This is a genomic window from Sphingobacterium sp. UBA2480 (genome assembly GCF_002341965.1).
Classification (GTDB): Bacteria; Bacteroidota; Bacteroidia; order Sphingobacteriales; family Sphingobacteriaceae; genus Sphingobacterium; species Sphingobacterium multivorum.
Map to the genome: position 1 here is coordinate 233,668 of NZ_DDPA01000006.1, position 23,442 is coordinate 257,109.

20 protein-coding genes and 1 tRNA gene are annotated in these 23,442 nt (G+C 38.5%); 11 read left to right on the forward strand and 10 right to left on the reverse strand.

The window, feature by feature from the left end; translation table 11 throughout:
• Window positions 1–98 precede the first annotated feature (98 nt).
• From B3600_RS12655 to B3600_RS12675, 5 genes are all read right to left on the reverse strand, one after another.
• Window positions 99–695, reverse strand: a complete 597-nt coding sequence (locus B3600_RS12655; RefSeq protein ID WP_286753179.1) for a hypothetical protein — start codon at window positions 693–695, stop codon at window positions 99–101.
• Window positions 682–1,176, reverse strand: coding sequence for an RNA polymerase sigma factor (locus tag B3600_RS12660; protein WP_046672375.1), 495 nt, complete (start codon window positions 1,174–1,176; stop codon window positions 682–684). The genes B3600_RS12655 and B3600_RS12660 overlap by 14 nt, the downstream gene beginning before the upstream one ends.
• Before the next feature lie 4 nt (window positions 1,177–1,180).
• Window positions 1,181–1,510 carry a hypothetical protein gene (locus B3600_RS12665; protein ID WP_201638670.1) on the reverse strand — a complete coding sequence of 110 codons (330 nt, stop codon included), beginning with the start codon at window positions 1,508–1,510 and terminating at the stop codon, window positions 1,181–1,183.
• Window positions 1,511–1,878: 368 nt separating this feature from the next.
• Window positions 1,879–1,963: transfer RNA gene (locus B3600_RS12670), tRNA-Ser, on the reverse strand.
• A 95-nt stretch (window positions 1,964–2,058) separates the two neighbouring features.
• Complete coding sequence (locus B3600_RS12675; RefSeq protein WP_070566124.1) at window positions 2,059–2,943, reverse strand: bestrophin family protein; 885 nt, start codon at window positions 2,941–2,943, stop codon at window positions 2,059–2,061.
• Between the two features lie 67 nt (window positions 2,944–3,010).
• On the opposite strand from B3600_RS12675, the gene B3600_RS12680 reads away from it, so the two are divergent.
• The 3 genes from B3600_RS12680 to trxA are packed head-to-tail and all read left to right on the forward strand — an operon-like array spanning window position 3,011 to window position 4,895.
• The gene (locus tag B3600_RS12680) at window positions 3,011–3,859 is read left to right on the forward strand and encodes a glycoside hydrolase family 25 protein (protein ID WP_070566122.1); all 849 of its coding nucleotides are present in this window, start codon (window positions 3,011–3,013) and stop codon (window positions 3,857–3,859) included.
• Between the two features lie 8 nt (window positions 3,860–3,867).
• The gene (locus B3600_RS12685; protein WP_112375588.1) at window positions 3,868–4,599 is read left to right on the forward strand and encodes a rhodanese-like domain-containing protein; all 732 of its coding nucleotides are present in this window, start codon (window positions 3,868–3,870) and stop codon (window positions 4,597–4,599) included.
• The gene (gene trxA, locus B3600_RS12690; RefSeq protein ID WP_046672371.1) at window positions 4,599–4,895 is read left to right on the forward strand and encodes a thioredoxin; all 297 of its coding nucleotides are present in this window, start codon (window positions 4,599–4,601) and stop codon (window positions 4,893–4,895) included. Before B3600_RS12685 ends, trxA begins: the two co-directional genes overlap by 1 nt.
• A gap of 88 nt (window positions 4,896–4,983) precedes the next feature.
• On the opposite strand, the gene B3600_RS12695 is transcribed toward trxA, so the two are convergent.
• From B3600_RS12695 to mqnC, 3 genes are all read right to left on the reverse strand, one after another.
• Window positions 4,984–5,145: a hypothetical protein gene (locus B3600_RS12695; protein ID WP_167450446.1), complete on the reverse strand. Its 162-nt coding sequence runs from the start codon at window positions 5,143–5,145 to the stop codon at window positions 4,984–4,986.
• 153 nt (window positions 5,146–5,298) lie between these two features.
• Window positions 5,299–5,859: an SMC-Scp complex subunit ScpB gene (scpB, locus tag B3600_RS12700; RefSeq protein WP_046672370.1), complete on the reverse strand. Its 561-nt coding sequence runs from the start codon at window positions 5,857–5,859 to the stop codon at window positions 5,299–5,301.
• Between the two features lie 9 nt (window positions 5,860–5,868).
• Entirely contained in the window at window positions 5,869–6,993 is a 1,125-nt protein-coding gene (gene mqnC / locus B3600_RS12705; RefSeq protein ID WP_070566118.1) for a cyclic dehypoxanthinyl futalosine synthase, read from the reverse strand.
• A gap of 429 nt (window positions 6,994–7,422) precedes the next feature.
• Here mqnC and B3600_RS12710 point away from each other — a divergent pair, with 429 nt between their 5' ends.
• From B3600_RS12710 to B3600_RS12745, 8 genes are all read left to right on the forward strand, one after another.
• Window positions 7,423–10,728, forward strand: a complete 3,306-nt coding sequence (locus B3600_RS12710; RefSeq protein ID WP_286753180.1) for a SusC/RagA family TonB-linked outer membrane protein — start codon at window positions 7,423–7,425, stop codon at window positions 10,726–10,728.
• Window positions 10,729–10,760: 32 nt separating this feature from the next.
• Window positions 10,761–12,476 (forward strand): RagB/SusD family nutrient uptake outer membrane protein, encoded by a 1,716-nt coding sequence (locus B3600_RS12715; protein WP_070566116.1) that lies wholly within the window; start codon window positions 10,761–10,763, stop codon window positions 12,474–12,476.
• 124 nt (window positions 12,477–12,600) lie between these two features.
• Window positions 12,601–13,920, forward strand: coding sequence for a D-alanyl-D-alanine carboxypeptidase (locus tag B3600_RS12720; RefSeq protein ID WP_239468749.1), 1,320 nt, complete (start codon window positions 12,601–12,603; stop codon window positions 13,918–13,920).
• Window positions 13,921–13,930: 10 nt separating this feature from the next.
• Window positions 13,931–15,229 carry an MFS transporter gene (locus tag B3600_RS12725; RefSeq protein ID WP_046672366.1) on the forward strand — a complete coding sequence of 433 codons (1,299 nt, stop codon included), beginning with the start codon at window positions 13,931–13,933 and terminating at the stop codon, window positions 15,227–15,229.
• Between the two features lie 20 nt (window positions 15,230–15,249).
• Window positions 15,250–15,978 carry a (Fe-S)-binding protein gene (locus B3600_RS12730; RefSeq protein ID WP_070566110.1) on the forward strand — a complete coding sequence of 243 codons (729 nt, stop codon included), beginning with the start codon at window positions 15,250–15,252 and terminating at the stop codon, window positions 15,976–15,978.
• A gap of 22 nt (window positions 15,979–16,000) precedes the next feature.
• On the forward strand, window positions 16,001–16,891 hold the full coding sequence (locus tag B3600_RS12735; RefSeq protein ID WP_286753181.1) for a TIM barrel protein: 891 nt from the start codon (window positions 16,001–16,003) through the stop codon (window positions 16,889–16,891).
• 275 nt (window positions 16,892–17,166) lie between these two features.
• Window positions 17,167–18,741, forward strand: a complete 1,575-nt coding sequence (locus B3600_RS12740; protein ID WP_286753182.1) for a peptide MFS transporter — start codon at window positions 17,167–17,169, stop codon at window positions 18,739–18,741.
• Between the two features lie 83 nt (window positions 18,742–18,824).
• The gene (locus B3600_RS12745; protein ID WP_046671780.1) at window positions 18,825–20,414 is read left to right on the forward strand and encodes a peptide MFS transporter; all 1,590 of its coding nucleotides are present in this window, start codon (window positions 18,825–18,827) and stop codon (window positions 20,412–20,414) included.
• Between the two features lie 76 nt (window positions 20,415–20,490).
• Here the strand turns inward: B3600_RS12745 and B3600_RS12750 are convergent, their stop codons facing one another.
• Window positions 20,491–21,783, reverse strand: coding sequence for a hemolysin family protein (locus B3600_RS12750; RefSeq protein ID WP_286753183.1), 1,293 nt, complete (start codon window positions 21,781–21,783; stop codon window positions 20,491–20,493).
• Between the two features lie 147 nt (window positions 21,784–21,930).
• Window positions 21,931–23,277 (reverse strand): Gfo/Idh/MocA family protein, encoded by a 1,347-nt coding sequence (locus B3600_RS12755; protein WP_046671778.1) that lies wholly within the window; start codon window positions 23,275–23,277, stop codon window positions 21,931–21,933.
• Window positions 23,278–23,442: the final 165 nt, after the last annotated feature.

Sequence of the window (23,442 nt, forward strand, 5' to 3'; positions counted from 1 at the left end):
TTTTCGCTTTAGATGTGATCATAACCTTGTTTTAAGGAAATTGCAATTAAAAATGGAGCTATGAAAGTATTTTTAAGGAGCAAACACGATCCGATTTTTCAATTCCCGAATTGTCGTTCTAGTTCTTGTAATTCAAAAATAACTTCGTTGATGGATCGATCAATTTTAGCGAGTTGTCTTTTGCCTAAATAAAAGTAGGAAAATAGCATCCAACTGTAGGTTGGAAGGTAAGTGAGTAAATAATAGTTGAAACTGGCACCCACTAGGATTTCCCGAAGATAGATCGAGATTGCTATACAGAGAATTAAATGATAAATGGGCATATTCCAATGAATTCTTTTCTTTCTAAAGGAATCAAACTGTTGCCACTGTTGTAAATGCTCGGTAGGTAAAGCTACTTCATTGATCTTTTTGATTTTAGCTACAGTGGTCATCATTAAGGATGCCTGTATAAAACAAAGGCAGGATACGATAAACATCGCTGTGTACAATGCCAGCGTTTTGTGTCTAAAATCAAGGAAATATGCTAGCGCAAGAATAATTAATCCTGTTACAAGCAATAACACAGCACCGGTTATTTCTTTCCTTATTAATTCCTGACGAAAGTCTTTGACCTTACTCAGGCGTTTTGGGGACAAGATATGTTGTTTGCTATCCTGTTTCCAAAGATGTTGTAAATCGTTAAAGTCTTGCATATTTATGGAAAATTTCAGTTAATTCTTTTTTAATTCGATGGATTTTAACACGGAGATTATTCTCTGTAATTCCCGTAATTTCTGCTATTTGCTCATAAGGTTTTTCATCTAATACCAATGTGATCAGTACTCTATCCGCTTCTTTTAGTTTGCTGATACATTTATACAGCAGATCAATCTGTTGTACTTTTTCATTCGTTGAATCCTCGGGTATATCGATGCAGTTTGAGTCAGTTATTTTTTTTACATGTTGATTCTTTTTTCGCATGCTCGTCAAGCAATTATTGATCGCTATTCTGTAGATCCAGGTGCTTAATTTTGCATCATTGCGAAAACCGTCGAGTTTTTTCCATACAGTAATGAAGGTCTCTTGGACTAAATCATCTGCATTATCTGGGTCTCCAGTATAACTGAGGCATAACTTGCGGATGGCCGGCGCATATTCTTTATAAATAATCTCAAAGTTTTCTTTGTTGGTCATCGGGTTATTTTAAAAATGTGTCTAGTTCAAAAAACCATATCGGCTGGTCATACATATTAAAATGCTTACTGTTGGTAGTGTGTAAAGTTAGCTTTTTTACATACTTATATTGTTGGGAAAGAATTTGCTGTGATTTTTCCAGCGTTTCGTATTTACTGCCTAACACGAAAATCGGTTTCTGTCCATACGCTCCACTACAGCTATATCCTGTGATAAGATTCATCGGTGTTCCTTTTCCATAGATGTTGACCTGAAAATCATATTTTTTTGTGTATATGCCGATTCGTATATCATAAGTAAAAGTATTGAAATACCGAGTTTGATGAAATAACATATATAGTTCCGTAAATCTTTATTGATACGAAGAACAATAGTTTTCATAAGAATTGAACATAAAACCAATAATTAGGGTTGCCTAGAATATTCTGCGTATTAGATGTTATGAATTACAAATTATTACATAAAAGAGTGAAAAAAGTTAAAAATCGTGCATGGGGAAAGGTAGAGTTGCGTAAAATGTTGTTTTCTCGTAGTAACAATGTGGTAATTCGAATGGTGTAGTGCTGTAAGAAAATTGATTTTTTGATAGGGAGAATAGCTGGTAAACCAGATTGAATGGGGATGTGTTGGCAGCCCAGCCAGCTGGGGCTTTGAATCCAGCTATAAAGCAAAAAGCCCTTCATTTCTGAAAGGCTTTTTCTGCGGAGAGTGAGGGATTCGAACCCCCGAACCTGTGACAGTTAACGGTTTTCAAGACCGCCGCATTCGACCACTCTGCCAACTCTCCGCGACAAAAGTAGAAATTTCGAATAGATTTACAAAACTTATTTTCTATAGATAGTCTTAGGGTTTGAAAATGAGCTAGATTGTTTTTAAAAAAGGCTATACAGGGATAATCTCATGGCAGTGTTTCCTGATGTTGGCCGCAATTTTGTCGATCGGTAAATCGTCTTGGTCGATACCAAATGGCTCTTCAATGGACTCGCCAATTAATTCGAGAGATGCTAAAACATATAAAATAAATGGTACAGCAATCACAACAAAGTAACCGATGGAGAAAACGTAACCTACTGGAAGGGTCATGGTATAGAAGATAATGAACTTCTTGATAAATGCACTATATGCCAATGGTATTGGCGTATTTTTAATACGTTCACAAGCTCCACAAACATGTGTCATAGTAGTAATTTCCTCATTAAGGATAATAAGCTGATCGCCACTTATAGTTCCTTCTTTATATAGATCATTGATTTTGTGGAAGATCATGGTAGAAACTTGATTGGGGCCATGTTTTTTATTATCCAAAGCTTTTAACTCAGGGTGTTCGTTTTCGTCGAGCATAAACTTGGTGTAATCCGATCTTAAAAAATCGTATAGTGTCTCTGCGAATAGGGGGATTGCCTTTCTAAAAAAGCTACGGTTCACTTTGTCATCTACATCCAGCATGGCATTTAATTTGTACGAAAAGGCTCTACTTATATTGGTCAATGTACCCCATTGCTTTCGGGCTTCCCACCAACGATCATAGGCTGTGTTTGTTCGGAATACCAGTAAAAGCGATATAACGAAACCGAGAAGATTGTGGACAATGGTAATGTTTTTGACCCAGCTCTTTTCATTTAATTTGAGGTATTCCAATTCAAGAAAGGCAATCATCCAGGAATAAAAAGCGATTAAAACAAGAAATGGCAGTAACTTTTTGAAGGTATCTGATTTATGCAACTTGAAAGTTGCCGAAAGCCAGTCTTTGGGGTTGTACACGATCATACACAAAAATATAAATTGTTGTGAAAATTTTGCGAGTTAATTGCTATTGCCGTAACTTCATCGTGCTATGGCACAACAGCGATTAAAAAGAAAGAAAACAAGCACAAAAGGAAGTCAAGCCCGAGGAACAAAGTGGATCTGGATGATAGCAGGAATGCTGGTGTTTTTCCTCTGTCTTGTAATGTGGCATTATCGAGCTGGAATTATATACTATTTTCGTGTGGCTACCTCCAAAGACAAGTCTCTGACGAAGGAGGCTAAATACGATATTCGAAATATTGAGATTATGAGCAAGCACGATGATAAGGTGTTTGGTATAGACGTGTCTACCTACCAGGAAGAAATAGATTGGCAAAAGGTAAGCACAATCAATGATCATTTTCCGATAGATTTTGTGTTTATCAGGGCGACAATGGGTGAGAAAGGAATGGATAATAAGTTTAGTCGAAATTGGAGCAAAACGGCAAATAGGGCGGTTTTGAGAGGGGCTTATCATTATTTTAGACCCAATGAAAACTCGGTAAAGCAAGCGAAGAATTTTATTCGAAAAGTTAAATTACAGCCTGGCGATCTTCCACCGGTCTTGGATATTGAGGAGCATCCAAAACAACAATCTATGGATAGCTTGAAAGTTGGGCTAAAACGTTGGCTTGAAGAAGTCGAAGCTCACTACAAAGTAAAGCCCATTCTTTACTCCGGAGATAAGTTTTATAGTGATTTTTTGGAAAAGGAGTTTGCCGCTTATACGCTATGGATTGCAAATTACAACTTTTGGGTTGAGAACCCCAAGGAGCATTGGGCTTTCTGGCAATTTTCTGAAAAAGGCTCTGTCAGAGGCATTCAGGGCAATGTGGACTTAAATATATACAATGGTAAAATTGAGGAATTGGAAAAGCTGCTTATTCCTTTTAAATAGTCAAATATATGCGTAGCGTTTTTATCACATTATGTGGGGTCTGTTTTGCACTGTTCAATGGTCAAGTGCAATTGCATGCAGCATCGAAGAACCATCAGGCCGAGATGTCGCAGCCCGCTTCAGATTTACCACGATTAACATTGAAGGAATTTAAAAAAATGCGCCGTGAAACAGCTATTCAAGTTCTTGATACGCGGCCTGGCGATATATTCCTGCAAGGATTTGTGCCGAAATCAATAAATATAGGCTTTAAAGGTCCTTTTGATCACTTTTTGGCACAAGTGTTTCCCGATAAAGCGCAAAAAATTTTATTGATTACAGAAATAGATAGTCAGGATACGGTTTACAACCATTTATTAAAATTGGGTTATACTCATGTTATTGGAGTTTTGGATGGTGGCATCGAAACTTGGAAAAGTAACGAAGATGTAGTCTCATTGAGCAATATTAGTGCAGGAGAATTTAGGAAAAGATCAGGTCAAGGTCATATTGTGGATGTAAGAACAAATAAAGAATTTGGTAATGGACATATTGACAATGCAATGAATATTCCATTAACAGATTTCGTTAATTTTGGTTCTACACTTAAAAAAGACAATAAACAGCTGTATGTACACTGTCAATCAGGATATAGGAGTGCAGTGGCTGTATCTATTTTGAGTGCTAAAGGATTTAAACATATATGCAATATCCAAGGTGGGTATAAGGCATTGCAAGAAGAAGTAAAGGAGAATCAATAATGGCTACTTTTGACCAGATTATTCAATCAAATTCGCTGGTTTTGGTGGATTTTTTTGCGACGTGGTGCGGTCCATGCCAGACTATGGCGCCGATTTTACAGGATGTAAAGGAATTTTATCAGGAAGATCTATCCATCATTAAAATTGATGTAGATAAAAATCCCAAAATTGCTTCGATTTATAAGGTAAGTGGCGTGCCTACTTTTGTGCTGTTCAAAAATGGACAGCAAATATGGCGACAAAGCGGCATGATTCCCAAGATGGAATTACATAAATTGATCGATCAGGCAAAGTAAAAAATAAGGCGTTCAATTTGATTGAACGCCTTATTTTTTTAATGATACTCTGGTGTTTTAATAGGTAGTGTTATATCGCACTAAAATATTAAAATTCATCGTCATCATCGAAGTCATCCAATCCTCCAATCGAGTCGATTTCAGGTAAATCGAAATCATCATCGAAATCATCATCATCGTCATCAGGACCGTTGAAAGATGCGAATTTTACTTCTTCAAGATCTTCGTTAGCTAAAGTTGCCGTGTTCATAAAATAATACTTTATTGTTTCTTATTCAATGTTGTAAAATTAGAGAAGAAAACTATTTTTTAAAACTTTTTTTCAAAAAATTATTAAGCTTTATTTTTCTGTTAATCAATATGTTGAATTGTATTTTGAAAATAAAAATTTATTTTATTTTATTTATTCATTTGTTTCGCCAATCGCATTGTCCTCGGTAACGATGTCTTTTAATTGTGGGAGATCTCTCACACCATTGATTCCGAAGTGATCCATGAACTGTTGGCTTGTTGCATAAAGTAATGGTTTTCCGATACTATCTGCTTTTCCCGCAATTTTGATTAACTTCTTTTCCAGTAAACGTTGAATAGCGTAATCACAGCTGACACCTCTAATCTGCTCCACTTCTAATTTTGTTATCGGTTGTCTGTAAGCAATGATGGCGAGTGTTTCTAGCGCTGATTGACTTAATTTTCGCTTGTTATTATGATTTTGGAGCTGTTGTATCGATTCATGATAAACAGCTTTTGTCAAAAACTGATAGGCGTTGTTGATGTAACGTAATTCGAGTACATAATCTTCATCCTGGTACTTCGTTTCAATTTTTTTAATCAAGTCACGTAGCTCGTCTCTGGATACTTCGATGGCTAATGCTTCCTGCAAAATCTGTTTGATGTCGGCAAGATCTATTCCTTCCGCAGAAGCAAATATAATTGCTTCAATATTTCTTATGACGTCTTTCAATGTATCGTATTAATAGTTAATGACCTGTTCGACCATATGGGCTGGTAGCTCACGGAACTCGTACTTTTGTGTTCGTAGTTGTGGACTGAATCCAGCTTCCAAAATAGCTTCCTGTATTGATTTAGATGTGAATCTATGGGGGGCCCCTGCTGCAGAGACGACATTTTCTTCGATCATGATAGAACCAAAGTCATTTGCTCCGGCATGCAGACACAATTGAGCAGTACGTTTTCCGACAGTGAGCCAGGATGCTTGTATGTTTTTGATATTAGGAAGCATAATGCGGCTCAAAGCAATCATGCGGATATATTCTTCACTTGTTACGTTATTGGTAATACCGCGAAGTCTTTTCAATAAGGTGCCATCATCCTGGAAAGGCCAAGGGATGAATGCTATAAAACCATGGGATTCCTGCGGTTTTTCATCCTGTACTTCGCGAATCCACACCAAATGTTCAAAACGCTCTTCTATTGTTTCGATATGACCAAACATCATGGTGGCAGAAGTTGGTAGATTAATTTTATGGGCTGCCCGCATAACATCTAGCCATTCTTTACCACCGCATTTTCCCTTTGATATAAGACGTCTTACGCGATCATTGAGAATTTCAGCTCCGGCTCCAGGTAGAGAGTCCAGTCCAGCTTCTTTCAATTGTCTCAAAACTTCGATATGACTCATGTTCTCCAACTTGGAAATATGCGCAATTTCAGGCGGGCCGAGTGAATGTAGTTTTAGCGTAGGGTAAAGCTCTTTTAATTGCTTATAAAGGTTTTTGTAAAACTCAATACCCAAATCCGGGTGATGGCCACCTTGCAGCAGCAGTTGATCACCACCGTACTTAAAAGTTTCCTCTATCTTTTGCTTGTAGCTTTCGATATCGGTGATGTAACTATCTTCATGACCGGGACGGCGGAAAAAGTTGCAAAATTTGCAATTTGCAATACATACATTGGTGGTATTGACATTTCTGTCGATCTGCCAGGTTACTTTACCATGTGGCACTTGTATTTTACGCAATTCATTGGCTACGAAAGTCAAATCAGCTGTAGGTGCGTTTTGATATAAAAAAACACCCTCTTCCTTGGATAGGAACTCAAATCGGAGCGCCCGTTCTAATAAATTACTTACATTCATCAACAACAAATATAAGGAGCTTTTAGCTTATTTGGACCTATTTGTAGAATATTTGACAATGCACATTGAATTTTGGGAAAGGTTTTCGGTAACGAAAACAAAAGGATGTGCTTGTGTAACAATAGTATTGCAATTCGGCTTAGTGTATAAAATACAATAACTTGATTTATAGCACTTTGTGAATTAATTAAGATTTTTCCTTTTTTTTTACATTTATTATTCTTTACATTTATTTAACAGATTTTAACATTTCTGGAAAATAACCAAATTAAGTGAAAAATGAATAACCAAGGGGAATGAACCTGTCAACGATATCGCATTGTTGTCGTCAGACCTAAAAAAAATGACCAAGAACTTAAATAAACCAATATCAGCTAAAACAACTAAAGAATAAACATAAATTTTTTAAACCACCTATTTAGTAAAATTATGATGAAAAAAACGGACAAAAATTGCTGTTTTGATCTCATATTGGGCCAAAAGTTCAATAAGAGGTTTCTGCTTATGAGTTCTCTTCTCATTGGGGGAGGAATGACCACTCATGGATTTGCCAGTGGATTAGTTAGCCATGGCAAAGTTGAAGTCGTTTCATTAATGAAAACAAAGCGTGTACAACAGACGCCTATCAAGGGGATCGTGAAGGATGCTGCTACAGGTCAAGGTATTACAGGCGTTTCTGTTAAAGTAAAGGGAAGTAGTACCGGGACGTCGACCGACGAGAATGGTGCATTTACTATTCAAAGTAAAGTAGGCGATGTGTTGATCATCAGTTACATTGGGTACAAAAGCACTGAGATTACTGTTTCTTCGAAAGCTGATCTTTCAATTTCGTTAAGCAGTTCAGAAGACGCCTTGGAAGAGGTCGTTGTGACAGGTTATTCGGCACAACGTAAGAAAGATTTAACAGGTGCGGTCGCTGTTGTCAATGTGAAGGAATTGAAGACCACACCGGCTGCGAGTGCTGTTGAGGCATTGCAAGGGCGAGCAACAGGGGTTCAGATCGTAGTGGACGGCGCTCCTGGTTCTACACCACAGATTAAAATTCGTGGCTATAGTACGATTAACAACAATGAACCCCTTTACATTATTGATGGAGTGCCTTATGAAGGAAAGTTAAGCTGGTTGAATCAAAATGATATTGAAACAATGCAGGTGTTAAAAGATGCATCAGCAGCTTCAATTTATGGTTCACGCGCAAACAACGGTGTCGTAATTATTACAACTAAAATTGGTAAAGAGGGAAAACCTCAATTTAACCTTGATTCTTACTATGGTGTACAAGTACCAAACAGCTCACGTTTTCCAAAAATGTTGTCTCCACAACAAACTTTGGATATAGAAAATAGATTAAATGGCACAAATAATGTGCTTCCGGACTATCTTATCGCTGGACCTAAAGTAGGCGGTAAAGATGTAATCACTGCAGCGGATATCGATATGTCAAAATATAAATACGATGCAAGCAGCCGTTCGGACTTCTATCAGATTACGAAAGCAAATAAGGCCGGAACGAACTGGTTTGATGCTTTGTCTCAAAATGCCCCCACACAATCACATCAGCTTAGTGTTTTAGGCGGCGGAGAGAACGCTTCATACGCGATTTCTGGTGGTTATCTGAAACAAAAAGGGACAATTATTCACACGGGGTTCGAAAAATACAATCTTCGTTCAAATACGCGTTTTTCGGCTTTCAACAATAAATTGCGTTTTGGGGAGAATATGCAATATAGCTTTACGGAGGGATTTGGTGTAGGTGTAAATACCAATGTTGCTGGTGATTATATCGGTGAAGGTAGTGCATTAGGTTTTGCATATCGTATACACAATATTATTCCAGTATATGATGAAGGTGGAAATTTTGCGGGATCCGTTGGTGGCCAATTTGGTAATGGTGAAAATCCGGTAGCTATTGCTTACCGTGCAAAAGACAATAGAAACAAGAGCAATATGTTTTTCGGTAACGTTTTCGGTGAATTTGATATTGTCTCAGGTTTGACCTTCCGAAGCAGCTTTGGTATGAAGTATGAGAATTACAATGGTGTTTCTTATACTTATCCAAATCCTGAATTTACAGAAGGAAGTTTTAATAATGGAATAAATGAATATTTTGGATTGAATAAAGAATGGACCTGGACAAATACATTAAATTACAAAGCGACATTTAATGACGAGCATACGTTAAGTATTCTTGCGGGTACAGAGGCAATTCAAAATCGTAATAGACAAATTTCAGGAAAAGGAAATGGCTTTTTCACGATGTCAAGTCTTGATTATCTCTATTTGGGTGCTGCATCTACAGGTCGTGTAAGTGATGGTTCGGGTGCAATTGGATCACTGTTTTCGATCTTTGGAAAAGTGGATTATTCGTTCAAAGATCGTTATATCTTAAGTGCAACTGTACGTCGCGATGGTTCTTCTAACTTTGGACCGAACAACAAGTATGGAACGTTCCCAGGGGCGAGTGCGGCTTGGCGTTTGTCGCAAGAAGAGTTCATGAAAGGCGTTTCATGGATTTCTGACCTAAAAATCAGAGCAGGTTATGGGGTAACGGGTAACCAACGTATTCCAGCTAACCAATATTTAAATCGCTATCAAGTTGCTATTAATTCTTCTTCTTATCCAATCGATGGAAGTTTAACATCCGGTATGTGGCAGAATGCGTATAATAATCCTGATGTAAAATGGGAACAAGTATCCGCATTGAACATTGGTTTGGACTTTACGCTTGCCCAAGGTGACTTTGATGGTTCTTTCGACTGGTATAACAAGAAAACGAAAGACATGTTATACCTGCTACCATTACCTGCTGTTGCCGCCGGTCGTGCGGGATCACCTTATGTAAATATTGGTGATATGCAAAACAAAGGGGTTGAGTTTTCATTGAATTACCATTATGGAAGACGTCAAGAAAGCCAATTTAAATTCGATCTGTCGGCTACAATATCGCGAAACGTGAACAAAGTTGTTGCCTTGGCGCCTTCTGTTACTCAACAGGTTTACGGTAGCTTTAGAAGTATGGAAACTTCTATCTTAAAACCAGGAGAGCCAATTGGTGCTTTTTATGGTTATAAGGTAATCGGTATCTATTCGGATGCAGATATGTCAAATGCAAGCGTGGCCAAATATGAGGATGGAAAATCGCGAGCAGGCGGACTTAAATTTGCGGATATTAACGGTGATGGAAAAATCGATGCCAGCGATCGTACGATCATAGGTAGTCCACATCCTGATTTTGTGTACTCATTCAATATCAATGCATCTTATAAAAATTTTGACTTTATGGCTTATTTCTATGGGTCAAAGGGTAACCAAAATTATGAGGCGACGCGTTATTTTACGGATTTTGGCGTATTTAGAGGCCAAAAAAGTGTACGTGTCTTAGACGCATGGGATGCCAAAACAAATCCTTCAAGCATGATTCCGTCGCAAGTGGTGGGGGCATCGGCGTACGAATATGCTTCTTCGAGCTATTACGTTCAGGATGCGAGCTTCTTAAAGTTGAAGAATCTGCAGGTTGGATATAATTTTGATACAAATAAGGTGTTCGGTAATAATACCGGTATCAAAAAATTGCGTGCCTATATTGGTGCAACAAATCTATTTACAATCACAAAATATCAAGGCCTAGACCCAGAAGTAAGTGCAACACCTTCAACATATTCTGCTTTGGGGGTAGACTTCGGAGTGTATCCACAAGCACGTCAGTATATGTTGGGTGTGAGTCTTGGTTTTTAAGGTTTAATGATTTAAGTTAAAATTTGATTGAAATGAAAAAAAGAAATATAATCGTCGTTCTCGGAATATCAATGGCTTTGCTATCTTCTTGTGGTAAATCTTTCCTGGAACGTATTCCACAGGGGGAGTTGTCTGACACGCAGGTTGCTAACTCAAAGGGTATTGAAGCTGAATTGATTGGTGCATACGGCATTTTAAATGGCAATGTCAATGGTACTTGGGGAAACTATTCTTCAGCACCTAGCCAGTGGTTGTTTGGAGAGGTTGCGGGGGATAACGCCCATAAAGGTTCTGAAGCTACGGATCAACCTAATATGAATATGATCGAGTTTCATACACCAAATAGTTCTAATGATAACCTGAGCCAGATGTGGGAGGTATACTATGAGGGTGTGCTCAGAGCAAATAATACGTTACGACTTTTGAATGCGGATCAGGCAGGTGCAAAAACAGTGACTGCGGACCGTGCAAAGCAAATTCAAGGTGAAGCCAGGTTATTGCGTGCACATTATTATTTTTACCTCTGGCGTGTTTTCAAAAACTTAGCCTACGTGGATGAGACTATGACGGTGGATGAGGCCAAGGTTAAACCTAATAAAGATGATGTACTGCCTAAGATCATCGACGATCTGAAATTTGCAGTGGATAATCTTCCTGCCACTAAGATCAACCAACAATCAGGCCGTATGGATAAAAATATCGCTAAGGCATATTTAGGTAAGGTTTATTTATACCAGAAAAAATATGCTGATGCATTGGCCTTGTTTAAAGACGTTATCGGTGCAAAGGATCTTCGTACGATGCCGTACCAAAATAACTTTGACGTACTTACAAAAGATGGCCCAGAGGCATTACTGGTATCTAAACATGTGATTAACCCAGATGGATCTGGCGACAATGCCAATGTTGGCGATATGTTGTCTGGATTAAACGGAAGTAATCCTGTAGGTTGTTGCGGTTTCTATCAACCGACCATTGATTTGGTCAATGCGTATAAAGTTGATGCAAATGGCTTACCATTGTTGGACGGTTCTTATCGCAATAATCCATATAAATCAGATTTCGGTTTGTCTGATGAGGCAAAGAAAACATACAAACTTGATGTGACGCTTCGTTTTGATCCACGGTTGGACTATACGGTTGGTCGTAGAGGTGTAAATTTCTATGATTATGGTGTCATGCCAGGCGATGCATGGATTCGTGAGGTGAGCTCGGGAGGACCATTTGTTGGTATAAAAACAATGATTCCGAAGAGTCTGCATGCGACACATACGGCGTCAGGAGCGGCATATATTACTGACTTGGATGTTAATATTATTCGTTTAGCTGATGTTGTTTTAATGGCAGCGGAATGTCAAGTTGAATTGGGCGACTTAGGTGCAGCGATGAATCTCGTAAATGCAGTTCGTGAACGTGCGGCAAAATTACCTCCAAAAACGACTGGCGATAATGTTGCGGCGGCAGTATATGTTGTTAAACCCTATACTTCTTTCCCAGACCAAAATTATGCGCGCAAAGCTGTTCGTTTTGAACGTCGTTTAGAATTAGCGATGGAAGGACATCGTTTCTATGACCTCGTGCGTTGGGGTGAGGCGAAAACTGTATTGGAAAGCTACGCAACGTTTGAAGGGGGTTTTATGTCACGTTATAAAGGCTTAAACTATAAACCACAAAATGATTACTTCCCAATTCCACAATCGCAGATTGACAGAAGTGGTGGAGCTCTGACACAAAATCAAGGATATTAATTTTTGATAGTTTTAAAAAGGAAAGGGGGAGGCGTTGTCTTCCCCTTTCCTTTTTAAGGATTTGTATCTGAATTTTGGCAATAGACGAAAGGGAGTTCATGCAGTTTTTTGTATGTTTGAACTGATGAAAAAAATTTTAAGTGCATTATTGCTGCTTTGGTTTCTGCCCGCTGCTACTTTTGTAGCGAAGGCTCAGAGCTTTGAGGATGTTTATCAGCTATTTCAAGAATCTAAAATATTAAATGATCATTTTGTTGGTTTTTCTTTATACGACCTCAATGCCAATAAATATGTCATGGATATAAACGGCAATAAGCATTTTACGCCGGCTTCCAATACGAAAATGTATACCACCTATGCTGCACTGGCACTGTTGGGCGATTCAATACCTGGTTTGGAGTATGTGGAACGCGGAGACTCGTTGCTTATCTGGGGGACTGGTGATCCGACCTTTCTGCATAATCGTTTAGATACCCGGGTAGTATACAACTTTTTGAAAAATACGAATAAACGCATTTTTGTTGTGCCAGGAACAATGAAGAATAAGTTCTTTGCGCATGGTTGGGCTATGGAAGATTTTGAGGCTTACTATCAACCTGAAATCAGTACATTTCCTATTTATGGCAATGTGGTCACTTTTCGACAAAAAGGTTATAATTATCTATCGACCTCTCCAGCAAGTTTTCAAAATTCACTGGATTTTTTGCCGGAACCTAAGGTCGGTGATTTTGAACTTTCCCGCTCATTTCATGCAAATTCCTTTTGGATGTCCAAACGTCCCGTTCCGAGCGGTTATGTCAATGAAGTTCCATTTATCTATTCTGATAGCTTATTTATTAAATTATTGGCGGACAGTCTAGGTAAATCCGTCACCTTACTATCTTACCAAAAACCAAGCAATACCAAGATACTCTATTCCGGCAGTACCAAAAATTTAATCCGTGAAATGATGTTGCCAAGTGATAATTTTATTGCTGAACAGTTTTTGATGATGTGTTCGTGGAAACAATTCAGTCAATTTGATACTTACTTGGTACGGGACTGGATGAAGAATAACGTTTATAAATACTTTTCAGCTGAGGTCGCCTTATTTGATGGATCGGGCCTGTCGTCCTATAACAAGGTGACTCCGCAGAATAATGTAGATCTATTGGTCCTCCTGAAAAATAAGTTGCCGGATGAGCAAGAGCGTTTCCGTCTTTTTCCGGCTGGAGGTGTCGATGGCACCCTAAAACGTACCTATAGCAAAGATCTCGGTGAACCGTTTGTTTTTGCTAAAACGGGAACGATTACATCTGTCTATAATCAGAGCGGTTATCTGATTACGCGGACAGGAAGGCGCTTGGCATTTTCTTTTATGAACAATAATTATATAGATGATCGAGCAAGTGTAATTCGTAAAGAAATGGCTAAAATAATTACTTATATTCGTCAAACTTATTAAGCCAATTTAAATGGAAGCAATTGTAAAAAACAATAAAAAATTGATTCGTTCTTGGGCCATGTTCGATTGGGCCAATTCTGCTTACAACCTTGTTATTACTTCCACGATATTCCCTGTTTACTATACCGCAATTACGACGACAAAAGAGCATGGTGATGTTGTTCGTTTCTTTGGGATTGAAGTCGTCAATACCGCACTTTCCAATTTTTCTTTGGCCTTTGCCTATTTGCTGATGTCTTTTTCTTTGCCTTTTATTTCTTCCTACGCTGATGCAAAGGGGAAAAAGAAACAGATTATGAAATTCTTTACCTATGTTGGAGCGGTTGCATGTATGTGCTTATTTTTCTTCAAGCTTGAAACCTTGGAAATTGGTATCATATGTTTTGTTCTTGCGGCGATGGGGTATATTGGCGGTGTTTTGTTTAACAATTCTTATTTACCGCTTTTGGCGACTGTCGATCAACAAGATAAGGTGAGTGCGCAAGGTTTTGCTTATGGATATATTGGCTGTGTTACTTTACAGATTCTTTGTTTTATAGTGGTGCTTAAACCTGAATGGTTTGGTATTACAGATGCTTCACTACCGGCTCGCATATCGTTTCTAATGGTCGGATTGTGGTGGCTTGGGTTTTCAATGATCCCTTTTAAATACCTGCCTAAAATTGATGCGACCGAGAATAACACCGGTAAGAGTTTTGTACAGAATGTACGGGATGAATTCGGCCATGTTATCCAAAAGATCAAAGGTATTCCAGAAATAAAACAGTTTTTGCCGGCTTTTTTCTTTTATGCAATTGGTGTTCAGACCTTGATGATTGTAGCCTCTTCTTTTGGAGAGAAAATTTTGCATTTAGGCGCAGAAAGGTTGATTGCGACAATTCTTCTCATCCAGCTCGTGGCTATCTTAGGTGCATTTTTAATGTCTTATTTATCTACGCTTTTTGGAAATATTAAGGTGTTGATCGTTGTGGTGATGATCTGGATCGGCATCTGTATTGCAGCATTTTATTTATCTACTCCACTGCAGTTTTATATTATTGCTGCACTGGTCGGGTTAGTTATGGGCGGAATTCAGTCCTTATCACGTTCAACCTATTCTAAGTTAATTCCGACAGATATCAAAGATACGACTGCTTTCTTCTCTTTTTATGACGTTACAGAAAAGGTCGCGATCGTTATCGGATTATTTTCATTTGGATTTATAGAGCAGGTTACACACAATATTCGGTATTCCGCATTGGTTCTTTCTTTATTTTTTGTAATTGGATTGTTACTTTTGGTCCGGATATTAGTATCCAATAAATCTTAATTTTATTGATTGAATTGCATATGAAAGTAGAACTTTTTGTTCCTTGTTTTATAGATCAGCTTTACCCTGAAACCGCTTTTAATACGGTTCGTTTATTAGAAAAAGTCGGTTGCGAGGTCGTCTATAATCCTGAGCAGACATGCTGTGGCCAGCCGGCCTATAATGCTGGATTTTGGGATGATGCGAAACAGGTCGGACGGAAGTTTTTAGGTGACTTCTCGGGAGATCATGTGATTATTTCTCCTTCGGCGTCCTGTACTGGTATGGTACGACATGCTTATAATGATTTATTCGCAAATTCGGCAGATTCCCATCAATGTCATAAAATACAACAACAGGTGATGGAAATCTCTGATTTTTTAGTAAACGTGCTAAAAAAAGAGTATTTTGGAGCTGAATTGGAGGGTGTTGCGGTATACCATGATTCTTGCTCGGCTTTGCGAGAGTGCAAAATTAAAGAGGAACCACGGAAATTATTGAGTAAGGTCTTAGGTTTGGAGATGGTGGAGGTGAAAGATAGCGAGACATGTTGTGGGTTTGGGGGAAGTTTTGCCGTTAAATTCGAAGGAATATCCGCAGCAATGGCTGAGCAAAAAGTGCGCAATGCACTTGATCTGAATGCGGATTATATTATTTCCACTGATTCATCTTGTTTGCTACAGCTTCAATCTTATATCGATAAACATAAATTACCCATTCAGACGATGCACCTCGTTGATGTGTTGACCACTGGCTGGGGAAATATTTAAATAACACATTAAATCTAAACACATGAATTCAAGAAGAGATTTTCTTAAAAACCTTGCGCTAGCATCTGCTGGTATAGCATTAGCTCCCTCATTGGAGAGTTTTGCGGTAGCAAAGAAAGATTGGTTTGACATTTCCTTGGCTGAATGGTCATTGCATAAATCCTTGTTTAAGGGAGATTTGAACAATTTGGATTTTCCAGTATTGGCTGCCAAAAAATACGGTATCTATGGGGTGGAATATGTGAATCAGTTTTTTAAGGATAAGGCTAATGATAATAATTACCTTACTGAGCTAAATATGCGCGCGAAAGATAATGGTGTACGTAATGTACTCATTATGATTGATGGTGAAGGAAATCTCGGTGACGAAGATGAAACAAAGAGAAAACAAGCTGTGCAAAACCATTATAAGTGGATTTCTGCAGCTAATTTCTTAGGTTGTCATGCCATTCGTGTCAATGCGGCTGGAAAAGGAACGCCTGAGGAAGTGAGTAAGCGTGTTGTTGAAAGTTTAACAACACTATCTGATATCGGTAAAAAAGCGGGCATTAGCATAATTGTAGAAAACCATGGTGGTATCTCTTCGCATGGTGACTGGTTGGCCAATACATTAAAAGCAGTGGGTAGTAAATATTGTGGAAGTTTACCCGATCTTGGTAATTTCTATGAGTATGATCGTTACCAAGGTGTAACGGATTTAATGCCTTATGCGCATGGTGTGAGTGCCAAAACACATGATTTTGATGCCAATGGTAATGAAACGCAAATTGACTATGAGCGTATGTTGAAGATTGTTAAAAAAGCAAAATTCAAAGGTTATGTGGGGATTGAATATGAGGGAAGTAAGTTGAGTGAGGAAGAGGGTATTTTTGCTACTAAAAAATTATTGGAACGTTTGCGTCCTTTGATTTAAAATTTAACTATTCGAGTTCTTCTCTGTCAATGGAAAGAACTCGAATAGTTAAATAGGTTTTAATTGATGTGTTGCTCGGATGCAACAACTAAAAAAACTGAAGTCCATTTGTTAGAAACCTATTAAAATCTTCACTATCTTGCTTGAGTATATGAAGATGAGTGAATAACTACTTTCTTGGTGTAGAGGACCATCGGATTTTTCCATTTACTGATGGTATACTTATAAATGGAAATCGCACTACCTTATTTTGAAAAATAACGACTAAAAAAAACATGAATTTTGAAAAAAATGCTGTTCTTGAAACCCATTTGCAAAAAGTAGGGGCGGAACATGTATTGGTACAAGGGCATCCAGCCGGCTTGTTCGTATTATTCTTCACAGAGATGTGGGAGCGTTTTAGCTACTATGGTATGCGGGCGCTGTTGGTGAATTTTCTAGTTTCTACCATCGCCCAACAAGGATGGGGCTGGACCAACTCCGAAGCGATGAAGCTTTACGGTTTGTACACGGGGATGGTGTTTTTAACGCCCTTGTTCGGTGGGATTATAGCCGACCGTCTTACAGGATATAAAAAATCCATTATGGTGGGGGCTATAATTATGACTCTCGGGCATATCGCTATGGCTTTAGAGGGATTTAATAAAAGCTTTTTTTTGGCAGGGTTGGTGCTGATTGTTTTGGGAAATGGTCTGTTCAAACCCAATATTTCTTCGATGGTAGGAAAATTATATCCAGATAAAGGCGGTAAAAAGGATGCGGGGTATACCATTTTTTATATGGGTATAAATGGAGGGGCATTTTTGGGTATGATGCTATGCGGCTATATTGGTGAGAAGATCGGCTGGTATTATGGTTTTGGGCTTGCCGGAATATTTATGTTTTTGGGAATGTTGCAATTTTATTTTGCGCAGCCCATCTTCGGAAAGATTGGAAATACACCCGAGAAACAAGAAGAGCTAACCGAAATTGCAGCGGGTCAAGAAGAAAATCCGCAACATATTGTGCGTGATCGTTTGCTTGTAATAGCCATTTTTATGTTGTCAAGTATTGTCTTCCATTTAGCTTTTGAACAAGCGGGTGGCTCGATGACGATCTTTGCAAAAAATTATACACAGCGGGTATTGAGTGGTGACATGGCGGTTTTATTTAAATGGTTCGATGCTGCATTGACGGTTTTGCCGATTGTGGTAATTACTGGGGTACTGTTTGTTTTAGCGAAGAAAATCATACGCAAATACCCGATGATTATACTTTTTTCGAGCATTTCTTTTGTGATCATCTGGTCCTTGTGTCTTTGGAAGGTTTATCGGGAATATTATGGTATGAATTCGGAAGTTACTGTATCCTGGTTTCCGATGTTAAATTCTTTCTTTATCATTACGCTGGCTACATCATTTAGTAAGATCTGGGAGAAAGTATGGAATCCTTCTGGTCCAATTAAGTTTGCAATGGGACTGACACTGGTTGGAGTTGGTTTTGCGGCACTATCTATTGGAAGCTCCGAGATTCCTACCGGTGCAAGGACGGCCTCTGTTAGTATGATATGGCTGGTATTGGCATACTTTTTTCATACAGTGGGCGAATTGTGTATTGGTCCGGTTGGACTTTCTTATGTCAGTAAACTATCGCCCAAAAAATTCCTGGGGTTATTGTTTGGTTTTTGGTTTTGTGCCAATGCCATAGCTAATTTTATAGGGGGCTTTATTGGGTCGTATATTGATAAGATTACTGAATCTCATTCGATGTCTTACTTCTTTGCTGTGTTTACAGTGATCCCTATGGTGGCTGCTGTATTTCTTATTCTAGGCAACAAAAAAATAAAAAAGATGATGCATGGAATTGATTAATTCATAGAAAAATAGTGTATCTTCAAGCGATTTTTATCAAAATAAAAACAAAACCTGAGTTATAAAACAATTATTGAAATTATATGAATCAAGAAAAAGATCAAGTTCTTGTAGCGCATCTTGCTAAGCAGGGGATCGATGACAAGATGGTAAATGGACATCCTGCCGGATTATTTGTGCTATTCTTTACAGAGATGTGGGAGCGGTTTAGCTACTACGGTATGCGGGCATTGTTGACCTTATTTTTAATAAGTTCCATTGCTGATGGAGGATGGGAATGGAGTAATGAACGGGCCATGAAACTTTACGGTTTGTATACTGGTTTCGTCTATTTGACACCATTGATCGGTGGAATGATAGCGGATAAGCTAACCGGTTTTAAAAAGGCAATTTTGATCGGTGCTTTGGTCATGACCTTGGGGCATTTGTCTATGGCATTTGAGGGCGTAAATTCAAATTTCTTTTATTTAGGTCTTGTCTTAATGATCCTAGGAAACGGGATGTTTAAACCTAATATTTCTTCCATGGTGGGAAATCTCTACCCAGATCAAAGTCCTAAAAAGGACGCTGGTTATACCATATTTTATATGGGAATCAATGCCGGATCATTTTTAGGAATGCTATTATGTGGTTACATTGGTGAGAAGATCGGTTGGCATTATGGATTCGGACTTGCTGGAGTGTTTATGTTCTTTGGTATGTTGCAATTCTATTTTGGACAAAAGATATTTGGTATCATCGGAGATTCTCCTAAAGCACTTCAGGCTTACCATGAAAAAAAGATCAAGAATCACGAAGAAGAGGAAGAGGTCATTCCAGCACATGTTGTCCGAGATAGATTGATCGTCGTCACCATATTCATGTTGGCTAGTGTAGTTTTCTTTCTGTCTTTTGAACAGGCAGGAGGATCGATGTCAATCTTTGCCAAGGACTATACGCAAAGGGTTCTGTCTGGAAGTTCGGCGGTGACGTTTAAATGGATTGATACTATTTTGACCATTGTGCCTATTGTTATAGTCACAATTGTTTTAACAGCATTGGCTAGAAAGATATATAAACAATATCCATTAACGATTTTATTTACTGGTATTTCGTTTGGTATAATTTGGTGTTTGGGACTTTGGAAAGTCTTTAGAGAAATAGGAATAACTGGATCAGAAGTCGGCGCTTCATGGTTTCAGATTTTGAATGCATTTTTTATCATTTCACTGGCATCGTCATTTAGTAAATTCTGGGAAAAAATATGGAATCCGTCTGGTCCTGTTAAGTTTGCATTGGGCTTAATATTAGTAGGTATCGGATTTGCAGCATTGGCTTATGGGGCGAGTGAAATTCCCCAAGGTGCCAAGACAGCCTCTGTCAGTATGATTTGGCTTGTAATCGCCTATTTTTTCCATTCTGCAGGAGAGCTTTGTTTGTCACCTGTTGGTTTGTCTTATGTCAGTAAGCTTTCTCCAAAGAAATTTTTGGGACTTCTTTTCGGTTGTTGGTTCTGTGCTTCGGCTATTGCCAATTTTATCGGTGGATTTTTAGGGTCATACATTGATCGCATTACAGAAGAACATTCGATGTCTTACTTCTTTATGATATTTGCAATAGTTCCGGGAGTTACTGCATTGTTGTTGATCATCTTTAACCCCTTATTGAAAAAAATGATGCACGGCATCAACTAAATTGTTGTAGAAGGTGAGCATATAAAAGCGGTTGGCTGATCAGTATATCGATCAACCAACCGCTTTTTATATTCTTTTATTCCTCCACTTTCAAAAGTAGTTTATCGATGCGGTGGCCATCCATATCAAGCACTTCGAAAACTAGATTTTTAAATCGGACACGTTCGCCTTCTTCGGGCACGTGATCTAATCTTAGGAACACTAGGCCTCCTACAGTAGTTACATTGTTGATCTCATCTTCGTCTTCCTCAGAAAGACCGATTTCAAATTCATCCAAAAGGTCCTCGATCTGATATTGTCCGTCGACAACATAATCGCCGTTTTCCAATTGACGTATTGTCGGTCGGGCACTTAGGTCGCTTTCTGTGATGTTACCTACCAAATCGCCAACGATATCCCGTAACGTAATAATTCCCTGTGGCGAACCATATTCATCAATGACAACCGCCTGATGTATACTGGAGGTGCGCAGGGTATTCATGATGCTATAAGATGAGCTAAATTCGTTCACAAATTTGATGGGTAACATGAGCGTTCTTAGATCAAATGGTTCGTTTTGGAGGCATTGTCGTAGTAAGGACTTTACATGAACAACACCTTTAATATTGTCGAGTCCACCTTCACAGACCGGGTAGATGGAATGATCGTTGTCCAGTATGATCTTTCTGTTTTCTTCAAAAGAATATTCCAGATCCAAAAAAACAATGTTTTTGCGGTGAGTCATTAGGTTGACCGCCTTTTTGTCTCCTAAACTCAATAGACGGTCGACGATATCGTGCTCAATACCTTCGATGACACCACTGTCGACACCTTCGTCTACTAGCGCCTTAATTTCTTCTTCCGTGACACTATTGCCGCTACTCTTGATATTGAGTATTTTGACAATAAACTCTGTCGACATACTGAGTAGCCATACAAATGGTCGTACGATTTTGCTGAGCAGGTTCATCGGGTAAGCGATTAGCATGGCATACTTCTCCGGAATAGCCATACCGATACGTTTGGGGACTAATTCACCAAGCACCAACGAAAAGTAGGTGATGATAAAGACGACAATGATTACAGCGAGCTGTTCGCTATAGGGGGCTATAATACTGGATTTATTAAATATGCCGACTAGATATGTGGAAATACTACCACCAGAAAAAAAACCGGTTAGAATGCCGATAAGGGTAATGCCTATTTGTACAGTGGATAGAAAGTTGTTGGGCGATTCTTTTAGGTTTAGCGCTATTTTGGCTGCCGCATTGTTTTTATCGCTTTCAGCCTGTAGCCTTGCCTTTCTGCTGGATACGATGGATATTTCTGATGCCGATAGTATTCCGTTTAGAATAATCAGGACTAAAATAATAATTGCTTCGGTAAGCATAATGAGTTGAAAAAGTTGTTTGCTAGTGCTAATTTACGGAAAAGACCAGCTAAAAAGTAGGATTATTATGATTATGTCAAGCATCCATAAAAAAAAAGCCGTATATCTTTCAATACGGCTTTTATAATAATAAGAATGTTTTTTCAATTACATTCCACTGTCATCTAACATAAAAGTATTTTTCTTGGTTTTCCATTTTCCTTTTGTGAAATCAGGGAATTCCAACGTTTTATTTCCTTTTGCAATAGACTCGGTAGATAATGGGAATACAGCACTCATGGTTACTGAATCATATACGTCAATTGGCGTCTGTACCTTTTGTTTTACTGCCTGAATGAACGCATTGAATACAAACCAGTCCATGCCACCATGACCAGAACCATTTGCTACCGCTTCATATTTTTGCCAGATTGGGTGATCGTATTTCTTTACCCATTCATCTGCAGAATCCCACGTGTGTGGTTTGGATTTACCCTCGATGTGAATACCTTTTGCAACATCCATCCAAATACCATCTGTTCCTTGTACGCGGAAGCCGATAGAGTAAGGTCTTGGCAAGTGTGTATCATGCGTTAATAACATGGTTTCTCCATTTGCACATTGTAACATCGTTTGTGTGATATCACCATTTTTGTAATTGATCTTACCGTTGGGGTGTCCTGGGGAAACTTTATTGACATAGGCTGCCAATCCACGGGCTTTACTTGAGTACGAAGTGATATGGGTGAATCTGTTACCCTTGTTGATATCTGCAAATTGCATAATTGGACCTAAACCGTGGGTAGGATATAGATCACCATCTTGATCGATATTGAACTGTGTACGCCATTGTGCCTCAGAAATCGCTTTCGGGCCATATTCAACGCCATGGCCATAATACGCTTTTCCGTCATTGAATAATACTTCGCGTAAATCGTGTTGATAACCGCCTTCCAGGTGCAACAATTCACCAAATAGCCCTTGTCTGTGCATATTCAATACAGCAAGTACGTCACGACGGAATGCCACATTTTCTAGGGTCATGTAAGGCTTTCCGGTTTCTTCGGATACTTTCACAATATCCCAGTGATCTTGTAGTGTTAGACCTGCTATAACCTCGCAACCTACGTATAGTCCAGCTTTCATTGCGTCAATAGCTTGGTTTTTGTGGAATTGCCAAGGTGTTGCAATAATGACAGCATCTAATTTTTCATTGCTTAACATCTTTTTGTAAGCATCAACGCCACCAGTATATTCTTTTGGAAGTTTGGTGCCTTTTGCGTTGAATTGTTTACGGCATTGTGCTAGAGATTCTTCTTGGGTGTCACAGACAGCCACAATTTCTAAATCATCTCTGTTTAGGGCAATTTGAACGTGATTACGTCCTCTAAGACCCACACCAATAAAACCGATTTTTATCTTGCCATTTGTTTGGGCAAATAATTCTGTACTTGAAAGGACACCGATTCCAGCTGTAGTGATGGCAGTCGATTTTATGAAATTTCTTCTATCCATTGTTTTGAGATATAAGGAGTTTGTATATTAGTTATTTACTTGTTTGAAAACAGTCTTTGAGACTGGGTACTATTAACAAATATATTATTTCATTTGGGATAAATGAAAGTGCAAACGTTTGCTTAATTTTATTAAATTTCATGCAAACGTTTGATTGAAATAAAA